The organism is Flavobacterium sp. (genome assembly GCF_027482425.1).
Lineage (GTDB): Bacteria > Bacteroidota > Bacteroidia > Flavobacteriales > Flavobacteriaceae > Flavobacterium.
The window spans coordinates 1-9,596 of the sequence record NZ_JAIXWA010000063.1 but is presented as its reverse complement, the minus strand read 5'-3'; the positions used below and the strand labels follow the sequence as shown (position 1 = coordinate 9,596).

Annotated in this window: 11 protein-coding genes; 5 read left to right on the top strand and 6 right to left on the bottom strand. The window is 42.2% G+C overall.

What is annotated here, in order from left to right:
- The first annotated feature begins 105 nt into the window (after positions 1-105).
- The 3 genes from Q0037_RS09265 to Q0037_RS09255 are packed head-to-tail and all read left to right on the top strand — an operon-like array spanning position 106 to position 1,975.
- Positions 106-822: a tRNA threonylcarbamoyladenosine dehydratase gene (locus tag Q0037_RS09265; RefSeq protein ID WP_297517441.1), complete on the top strand. Its 717-nt coding sequence runs from the start codon at positions 106-108 to the stop codon at positions 820-822.
- Positions 822-1,319, top strand: a complete 498-nt coding sequence (locus tag Q0037_RS09260) for a DUF1648 domain-containing protein (protein WP_297517439.1) — start codon at positions 822-824, stop codon at positions 1,317-1,319. Before Q0037_RS09265 ends, Q0037_RS09260 begins: the two co-directional genes overlap by 1 nt.
- Complete coding sequence (locus Q0037_RS09255) at positions 1,319-1,975, top strand: HAD family phosphatase (RefSeq protein ID WP_297517437.1); 657 nt, start codon at positions 1,319-1,321, stop codon at positions 1,973-1,975. The genes Q0037_RS09260 and Q0037_RS09255 overlap by 1 nt, the downstream gene beginning before the upstream one ends.
- Here Q0037_RS09255 and Q0037_RS09250 read toward each other — a convergent pair.
- The 4 genes from Q0037_RS09250 to Q0037_RS09235 are packed head-to-tail and all read right to left on the bottom strand — an operon-like array spanning position 1,972 to position 5,902.
- Positions 1,972-3,426 (bottom strand): deoxyribodipyrimidine photo-lyase, encoded by a 1,455-nt coding sequence (locus Q0037_RS09250; protein ID WP_297517435.1) that lies wholly within the window; start codon positions 3,424-3,426, stop codon positions 1,972-1,974. The genes Q0037_RS09255 and Q0037_RS09250 overlap by 4 nt on opposite strands.
- A gap of 16 nt (positions 3,427-3,442) precedes the next feature.
- Positions 3,443-4,738, bottom strand: coding sequence for a deoxyribodipyrimidine photo-lyase (locus tag Q0037_RS09245; RefSeq protein WP_297517432.1), 1,296 nt, complete (start codon positions 4,736-4,738; stop codon positions 3,443-3,445).
- On the bottom strand, positions 4,731-5,429 hold the full coding sequence (locus tag Q0037_RS09240; protein WP_367274089.1) for an SDR family NAD(P)-dependent oxidoreductase: 699 nt from the start codon (positions 5,427-5,429) through the stop codon (positions 4,731-4,733). The genes Q0037_RS09245 and Q0037_RS09240 overlap by 8 nt, the downstream gene beginning before the upstream one ends.
- A 5-nt stretch (positions 5,430-5,434) precedes the next feature.
- Positions 5,435-5,902 (bottom strand): SRPBCC family protein, encoded by a 468-nt coding sequence (locus tag Q0037_RS09235; protein ID WP_297517430.1) that lies wholly within the window; start codon positions 5,900-5,902, stop codon positions 5,435-5,437.
- 140 nt (positions 5,903-6,042) lie between these two features.
- Between Q0037_RS09235 and Q0037_RS09230 the strand changes: the two genes are divergently transcribed.
- Positions 6,043-6,894 (top strand): DUF2911 domain-containing protein, encoded by an 852-nt coding sequence (locus Q0037_RS09230; protein WP_297517428.1) that lies wholly within the window; start codon positions 6,043-6,045, stop codon positions 6,892-6,894.
- 48 nt (positions 6,895-6,942) lie between these two features.
- Positions 6,943-7,587 carry a hemolysin III family protein gene (locus tag Q0037_RS09225; protein ID WP_297517426.1) on the top strand — a complete coding sequence of 215 codons (645 nt, stop codon included), beginning with the start codon at positions 6,943-6,945 and terminating at the stop codon, positions 7,585-7,587.
- Here Q0037_RS09225 and Q0037_RS09220 read toward each other — a convergent pair.
- Both Q0037_RS09220 and Q0037_RS09215 read right to left on the bottom strand, forming a co-directional pair.
- Entirely contained in the window at positions 7,584-9,302 is a 1,719-nt protein-coding gene (locus tag Q0037_RS09220) for a sodium:solute symporter (RefSeq protein WP_297517424.1), read from the bottom strand. The two genes, Q0037_RS09225 and Q0037_RS09220, sit on opposite strands and share 4 nt — an antisense overlap.
- A 114-nt stretch (positions 9,303-9,416) precedes the next feature.
- Positions 9,417-9,596 (bottom strand): hypothetical protein (locus Q0037_RS09215; protein ID WP_297517422.1); only part of this gene is annotated, 180 nt, incomplete at its 5' end.

Below are 9,596 nucleotides of genomic sequence, written 5' to 3'. Positions count from 1 at the left end.
TTCTTTCTTCTTTCTTCTTTCTTCTTTCTTCTTTCTTCTTTCTTCTCCTACCAATTCCTTATTTTTGCAGTCCATTTATAATTCATAACTCATAATTCTATAAACATGGCTGTTTGGCAAGAACGTGCAGAACTATTATTTAAAACGGAAGGTTTAGAAAAATTGCGTAAGGCAAATGTATTAGTGGTCGGTTTGGGAGGAGTTGGTTCGTTTGCCGCCGAATTTTTAGCCCGTGCCGGTGTCGGAAAAATGACTATTGTGGATGGAGACGTAGTAGATATTACCAACATTAACAGGCAATTACCCGCCTTGCATTCTACAGTAGGTTTGCCCAAAGTCGAACTGATGGCCGCGCGTTTGTTGGATATTAATCCCGAATTGGAATTGATTCCTTTAAAAGAGTTTTTATCACCAGAGCGGGCCTTTGAATTGGTCTCGCCTGAGTTTGATTATGTCCTAGATTGTATCGATAGTGTGACCCCCAAATTGAATTTATTATTGGCCGCCAAACGCAAAGGCGTCAAAGTAATCAGTAATATGGGCGCAGGTGGAAAATATTTGGCATCCAAGGTAAAAGTCACCGATATCAGCAAAACCGATTACTGTCCCTTGGCCAAACACGTTCGGAAACGCCTTAAAAAGGAAGGAATTTCCGGAGGTATTAAAGTGGTCTATTCCAGCGAACGTCCTGATTATGATAGTGTAAAACACACCGACGGGAGCAATTATAAAAAGTCGTTTTATGGAACGAATTCATGGATGCCTTGCCTGTTCGGACTCCATGCCGCGGAAACCGTAGTACGTTATTTGTTGAAAAAATAATGACACAACAACCCAAAATTCAAGTTCCACCCACAACCGCCGATCGACTGTTCGAAGGGTTGGCGCTACTCATTTTGCTGTGCTCCTGGATTTACGCTTTCGTCATGTACCCAAAGTTGCCCGAAACGATAGCGATCCATTTTGATGGACAAGGGAATCCAGATGGCTATGGCGGGAAAGTATTTTTTCTCGTAGAAACGGCCGTAGGAACAGCTTTGTATGTTTTGCTCACCTTCCTAGGGCGTCATCCCGAATGGTTCAATTATCCGGTTAAGGTGACTACCGATAATGCGCCGCAACTCTTCGGTTGGGCTTTGCAAATGATGCGCAGTTTGAAAGTGGTTCTGGTCGGAATTTTTGCCGCCATCCAATGGCAAACGGTACAAGTGGCAATCCATCCTGATTTTTCGGGAACCTCTTATGTGATTGGAGGCATTTTGGTAGCGCTTTTCGGGACCATTTTTTATTATTTAATCCAACTCTTCAAATACAGCTAATGCTAAAAACCGTCATTTTCGATATGGATGGGGTGATCGTTGATACCGAACCCGTGCATCATTATGCGTATCACCAACTTTTTGACCAATTAGGGATTACCGTTACACCCGAAATGTACGCGTCATTTACAGGAAATTCCACCAAGAATATTTTTCAAAAACTAAAAACAAAATTTGAACTATCCCAATCCGTTGAAGAATTAGTGCAAGCCAAACGCGATTTGTTCAACGCCGCTTTTGACCACAAAGAAGATTTGACACTGCTCGATGGCGTAGAACATTTGATCAAGGAACTCAAAGCGAATGATATTCAACTCATTTTAGCTTCTTCCTCGGCCAAAGTTACGATTCAGAGGGTTTTCAATCGCTTTCAATTGTTTCCTTATTTTACGCATATTGTTTCGGGTGAAGATTTTCCGCAATCCAAACCCCATCCAGCGATTTTTCAAGAGGCGGTACGTTTGTCGCAACACCAAGCCCATGAATGTATTGTGATAGAAGATAGTACCAACGGAATTGCGGCGGCCAAAGGTGCTGAAGTTTTTTGCATTGGTTACGACAGCTTTCATTCTAAAAACCAAGACTACAGTCAAGCCGATTGGGTGGTCAAACATTTTGACGACCTCACCTTTGAGAGAATGACGGCCCGTATTTAATCCCGATTAGGGAAGGTATGTTTGGACAAAACACGACTACTATCCATACGAACTTCGTGTTTTTTGCGCAATCCCCACCAAAAATCAGTGGCTGCTTTTTGCGCTTCTTCCAGGGGTACAATCGGAAAAGGATAATCGTAGCCCGGTTCAAAATGATAGAGCATTTGTTCAATGGGCGTTAGTTTCCAAGGCTCATGAATAAACGGTGCTGGAATATTCCGCAGTTCGGGCACCCACTTGCGAATAAACGTGCCCTCAGCATCATGCTCGATTGAATTTTTGGTTGGATTGTAAATGCGAATCATGTTTATGCCCGTTACGCCTGCTTGCATTTGGATTTGTGGATAATGAATGCCCGGTTCAAAATCTAAAAATTGCTGGGCGAGATGGGGACTGCAATTTTGCCAAGGTTGCATCAAATGATGGGTGTAAAACGAAACCACCAAAGCCCGCATTCGAAAGTTAAGGTAGCCCGTAGTATTCAAACAGCGCATGCAGGCATCGACCAAAGGAACTCCAGTTTGCCCAGTACACCAAGCTTCGTGATAGGCTTCATTTACAGGGAGTTGAATGTGCATATAGCCTTTGTTGACGGGGTGAAATTCCATCGAACATTGCATGTCAAATGTTTGAATAAAATGGGCTTGCCAGCGCAAACGGGAGGCGAAATTGTCGATTTGACGTTTGAATTTTCCTTTTTGACGGGTGTTCCATGTCCATTGATAAATTTCCCGTATGGATACGTTCCCCCAAGCAATATAGGGTGATAAACGGCTACACCCTTTGCGTCCCAATTCGGGTTTGGAAATATGGCGGCTGTAATTTTCAACCCGTTCTTGTAAAAAAGATTGCAGGTAGCGCAATCCCATTCGACGCCCGCCTTTTTGAAAAGGGGTGTCGGAGGGAGTTTCTAGGGATGGAATTTTAAAATGAATTTCTAGCTTTTCGATTTCAGCGTATTTCACAAACGATCGGCCGTTGGCTGTAAACGGAAAGCTGGGTTTTTCCATAAAATCATACCAATCTTCTTTCCATGTTTGTCGGTTTCGTAAGCCCCGAATGACACCATTGGTAACGTATTCAAACCAGGGAATGCCATTAGCGCGCAACAATTCGGCCACAGCGATGTCCCTGTGAAAAGTTCGTTGGATACCCGTTTCTTGATGCGAATAAACTCCAGTGATGCAACACCGGTCTATCAGCTTTTGAAATATACTCGTAGCTTCCTCTTCCACGACCAATATTTGTGTATGGTAAGGCAGAAGCTCCTGTTGTAAATCCTGCAAACTTTGTCGGATAAAATCAAAATGGCGTACACTGTAATGGCAATCCTGTAGTAGGGAGGGTTCAAAAATATACAGCAAAAGGACTTTTTCCTTGCTTTCTAAAGCACGAAATAAAGCTTCGTGGTCCTGCAAGCGTAAGTCGCGTTTAAGCCATACCAGTTTCATAAGGTGTACATTTGGGTTATCCTACAGCTGCTTTGTACACCCTTAAACAACGATCACGGGCTTCTTTATGGTCGACAATGGGTTGGGTATACGCTGAAGTATCTACTTCGGGAACCCAATGGCGAATGTATTTCCAATCTTTATCAAATTTTTTTTGCTGCTCCGTGGGATTGAAAATACGAAAATACGGAGCGGCATCTACACCACTTCCTGCGGCCCATTGCCAATTGCCAACATTACTAGCTTGTTCGTAGTCGAGGAGTTTTAAGGCAAAATAACGTTCACCCCAGCGCCAATCGATAAGGAGATGTTTGCATAAAAAACTGGCCGTAATCATGCGAACACGGTTGTGCATATGGCCTGTCGCATTGAGTTCGCGCATCCCAGCATCGACGATAGGGTAGCCCGTTTGTCCTTGACACCATTTTTCAAACCAATCGGTATTGTTGTCCCAATCAATCTCGTCGTATTTCGACTTAAAGCTTTGATGAACGGTGTGCGGAAAATGCCATAGAATTTGCATAAAAAATTCGCGCCAAATCAGTTCATTCCAAAAGGTTTCGTTTTTCTCGGCAATCGCTTTGGCAATCATTTGTCGAATAGAAACAGCACCAAACCGTAAATAGATGCCCAAAAATGAGGTCTTATTCAGTGCCGGAAAGTTGCGAGTGGCTTCATAATTTTGAATCAAAGAAGCCGAAATATCATAGGGGCGAACTGTTATCTTAGAAGGTTTAAATCCAATGTCTTCCAAAGATAAAAACGGATAATCATGGGCGGCCACTTGATTTAGCATTGTCTCCGAAGGATAATGCGTCAAGGTAATGGTTTTGAAACGTTCTTTCCAACGTCGGCTGTATGGCGTATACACTACGTAAGGCGTTCCATCGTCTTTAACCACTTCACTTTTTTCAAAAATTACTTGATCTTTCGAAGTTTTAAAAGCAATGTTATGCGCTTGAAAGAGTTGGTGCAACGTCTTGTCTCGTTTACGGGCATAGGGTTCATAATCGTGGTTGGTATATACGGTATCGATAGCGTGCTTCTTTACCAAATCGGTAAAAACCGCTTCCGGTGTTCCATGAAAAACGGCCAAAGATTTACCTACTTTTTGTAAGGCGCTTTGAATTTGTTCCAAACATTGGTGGATAAAACTCACCCGCGCATCATGGGGAGGAAGCTGCGAAAGAATTGAGGTGTCAAAAATAAAAATAGGCAAAACAGGATGGCCGCTGTTCAACGCATGAAATAGCCCCACATTGTCAAACACCCGAAGGTCTCTTCGAAACCAAAAAACCGATACCTTATCCATTGATCAAAAGCGTAGACATTCCACCATCAACGGCAAATACTTGTCCTGTAATCCAATTGCTTTGATCGCTCAACAAAAAGGCTGTCATTTGCGCTATATCCTGAGGCGTTCCCACTTTTTTCATCGGGTTACGTAACGCCGCTTTTTCCTTCTTCTCCTCCGAATTTAAAAATTTGTCTGCCAAAGGGGTGTCCGTTAACGAAGGGGCAATTACGTTCATACGAATTTTCGGAGCATATTCGGCGGCAAAGGCTTTAGCAAAACCTTCAATGGCTCCTTTGGCGGCAGCAACTGAAGTGTGAAATGGCATTCCCATGGTAGCGGCTACCGAACTGAAGGCAATGACACTCGATTGTGAAGCTGCGGTGAGTTGGGGAAGTACCGTTTGCATTACTTTGACCAATCCTAAAAAGTTGATTTGTAAATCGGACTCAAAGGCTTCGGGTTTTAAACCTCTAAACGGACGTAAGTTGATGCTCCCTGGTAAGTAAACCAATCCGTGAAGTTCGGCAGGTAACGCACTTGTATCCAAAGTGTTTTGTGTAGCATCAAATGGGATGTGGGTCAACTTTAAATCGCCCAAGTCTTCAGCACTTCGGGAGGCTACATAAAGGTTCGTCTCAAATTGCAATTGTTGGGCTAAGGCACGTCCAATTCCTTTGGAACCGCCAATGAGTAGTATATTTTTCATGATTATTATGATTTATATTCACCAAATAATTCGACAAGTTTTTTAGTGCGGTAAGCAAAAATTTGCTCCAACCGCGGACGAACCAACACAGGATGCATCAGTTGTCCCAAAACGCCCATGGGCAATTTGTAATCGACTATATCTTCCATTTCAACACCACCTGGAATTTCTTTGAAAAAATGTTTGTGGTGCCATAATGCATAAGGACCGAAACGTTGTTCATCGACAAAATATTCTTTGTCGATTACGTGCGTAATTTCGGTTACCCATTTCATGGGAATCCCTAAAAGCGGGGTCACAATATATTGAATTACCTGTCCAGGATACATCTTTCGATCCGCTCCTGAAAGCGTCTTGAATCCCATATCGACGGGCGTTATGGTGTTCAAGTTCATAGGGTCGGAAAAGAAATCCCAAGCTTGCTCCAAGGAAATGGGCAATTTTTGTTTAGACTTAAGGGTGTAAATTTTCATACGTTGGTATTTTCGGTAAAGATATATTTTGTTTAACAAACAGAAAAATAAGTTAAACAATAATTATATTCATTTAAGTTTAAATTAACAGTTTGCCTACTGTGATTTAGTAATTTTGACAATACTAAAAAACAGAACAAATGAAAAAACTAATCTATGCTGTTGCCTTTATGTTGGCCACCTATGCCATTGAAGCGCAAGTAAAAACACCACAGCCGAGTCCCAAGACCACCGTGCAACAAGTAGTCGGTTTAACCGATGTAACTTTAGACTATTCGCGTCCCAGTGCTAAAGGGCGAACTATTTTTGGGGATTTGGTTCCTTTTGGGAAATTATGGAGAACGGGAGCTAATTATAATTCCCTCATCACTTTTTCTGACGATGTTACCATTGAGGGTAAGGTATTACCGAAAGGGAAATATGCCTTATTTACGGTGCCTAAAGCGGATACTTGGGAAATAATTTTTTACAAGAATACCGACAATTGGGGCACTCCCGAAGAATTTAAAGAATCGGAGGTAGCCTTACGCGCTAATGCCAAACCGATTTTGACGGATCGTCGTGTGGAGACGTTGACCTTAAGTATCGGAAATGTTACCAATGATTCGGCGGAGTTGGAAATTGCTTGGGAAAAAACGTTTGTGGCATTAAAATTTGAAGTGCCTTCCAAAAAAGCGGCCATGGCGAGTATTACAAAAGTATTGGCGGGTCCTACGGCAGGCGATTATTTCTCTGCAGCGCAGTACTATTACCAAGCCAACATTGACCACAACAAGGCGTTGGAGTTTATCAACAAAGCCATCGGAATGGTAAAACCAGGTGAAGATGCACCGTTTTGGTATTTACGATTAAAGTCCTTGATTCAAGCGAAATTAGGCGATAAAAAAGGCGCTATCGAAACGGCTAAGTTGTCGTTGGCAGGTGCCCAAAAAGAGAAAAATGAAGATTATGTCAAAATGAATAATGACTCTATCAAAGAGTGGAGTAAATAAGTAAAAGGCCCCGACAAGGGGCTTTTTTTTTAGATGTACCTTTGCAATATGACGTCCAAACCACGAAAAAACCGAAAAAATGAAGAACGGTACAATGTCATCACCCACGGGATAGGCACTGTTTTGTCATGTATAGCCCTTCTTTTATTGCTTCAAAAAAGTCTGCTGTACTCCGATTGGCTGACGCCCATTGCTGCGATGATTTTTGGTGGTAGTTTATTACTGTTATATGCAGCTTCAACCTTTTACCATGCGGTTTGGCGTCTGCGTCATAAAAAATGGGGACAGCGCCTGGATCATTTGAGTATTTATGTTCTTATTGCTGGTACGTATACTCCCGTCGTTTTGGTGGGACTTCAAGGCGTATGGGGTTGGACGTTGCTTGTCGTCATTTGGACTTTAGCTATCGTCGGTTTCGGTTTCAAATTCTCGCGTTTTCGCCACCAAGAACGCATTTCCCTTGGCTTGTATGCCTTGATGGGTTGGCTGTGTGTCATTGCTCTTGACCCTATGATAGAACGACTATCGCTATCAGCGCTCATCGGAATTGCTTTAGGAGGATTCTTTTACACGGTTGGAATTTACTTTTATGCCAACGATCGAAAACGCTATTATCATCCCATTTGGCACCTTTTTGTTTTGGCAGGAAGTGCCAGTCATTTTGTAGCCATTTATTATTATATACTTCCCTAAGTTAAGGTTATTTCTTCGGTAGTTTCAATTGAATTGGGGGCTTTGGGTTGTGTTTTTTGAATTATCCATGACAAGGTGATGGTTAGCATGGCTCCAATAAAATTCAGCCATAAGAAACTCACGACATCCAAATAGTAAATGTAGAAAATCAATAATTGGCAAAGAACCGCGCCATAGAAAATCGCATGGGCCTTGATCGAACGGATATAGAAGCCTACCAAGAAAATACCCAAAACAGTGCCATAAAAAATAGAACCAACGATGTTAACCAATTGAATCAAGTTTTCAAAAAGCGTTCCCACACAGGCAAATAAGATGGCAATTATGCCCCAAAGTAAAGTGAAATAACGGGTGGCCATGACATAATGCCGGTCGCTTTTTTCAGTTTTTAGATTTCGTTTATAGATATCAATTGCCGTGGTAGACGCTAAGGCATTCAATCCTGAAGCCGACGAAGACATAGCCGCTGAGAGAATTACGGCCAACAGTAAACCAATCAGTCCTTTCGGAAGGTAATTCAAGATAAAGTACAAAAACACATAATCTTTATCGTTGGTTTCCGCTTTTGGGTCGGCTTTGGCAATCAACTCTTTGGCTTGGTCACGAAGGTCTCGCTCTTTCCCTGAAATAGCTGTCAAACGATTCCGTAAAATGGGGTTATCGTAATTTTGATTGAGATGGTCAATATACAGTAAGTTGTATTCTTTTTTCTCTTCGGTTAGGGCTTTGAGTTGCTCTTCCAACTGCTGGTATTGGGCAGCATAAGGCGATTTTTCAATAGCAGCTTTATTGACAGGGTTAAAATTTAGAGGCACTTCATGAAATTGGAAGAACACAAATACCATGACGCCAATCAAAAGAATAAAAAACTGCATGGGAACCTTCAAAAACCCATTCATAATCAAGCCCATCTGACTCTCTTTGTCTGATTTCCCCGAAAGATAACGGCCTACCTGCGATTGGTCGGTACCAAAATAAGCTAAGCTCAAGAAAAATCCACCCGCAATTCCGCTCCAAATGGTATAGCGCGTTTCAGGATCAAATGAAAAATCGACAATATTCATTTTTTCATTGGCACCTGCGATATGCAACGCATTGGAAAAGGTCATATCGTTGGGCAACATGTATAAAATGAGAAAAAACGTAATAAACATCCCACTCATGATGACAAACATCTGCTGCTTTTGGGTGACATTGACTGCCTTAGTTCCTCCCGAAAACGTATAGATGATAACAAGGATTCCAATGATGACGTTGAGTAACGTTAGATTCCACCCCAAAAGCGTTGATAAAATGATGGAGGGAGCGTAAATGGTCAATCCCGTTCCCAACCCGCGTTGAATCAAAAAGAGAATAGAGGCGAGCGATCGAGTTTTTAAATCAAATCGCTGTTCCAAGTACTCGTAAGCCGTATAGACCCGTAATTTGTGATAAATGGGAATAAAGGTGAGCGAAATGACCACCATAGCAATGGGCAAACCAAAGTAAAATTGCACAAAGCCCATGCCATCGTGGTAGGCTTGCCCGGGTGTAGAGAGAAAGGTAATCGCACTGGCTTGTGTAGCCATCACCGAAATACCTACTGTAAACCAATTGGTTTGTTTGTTGCCCAAAATATATTCCTCGACATTACGGCTTCCTTGGGTTTTGTATACCCCATACACCACAATGGTAAGTAGTGTGACCGATAAAATAATCCAATCGATTTGCTGCATCTAGGAGTAATTTTGCATGAGTAAAAAGAAAATCAAGATATACACAGCGTTAATAACCAACAGCCATGTGTATCGATTGGTCCAGCGGGATTCATTGTCTGATTTCATATGCATTTATTTTCCGGCCGAAATTAAATTGGCCAATAATCGATAAGCCCCTGGAACTCCTTCTGGGAGCTCTCGGAAAAAGCTTAACCCCGTGTAAATATACGTTCCTTTTCCATACGATGCTACCAACAAAGCGCCGTCTTTTGGTTTTTCTCCCGTATCATTAGCCGAAAGGAGTGCCGTGTA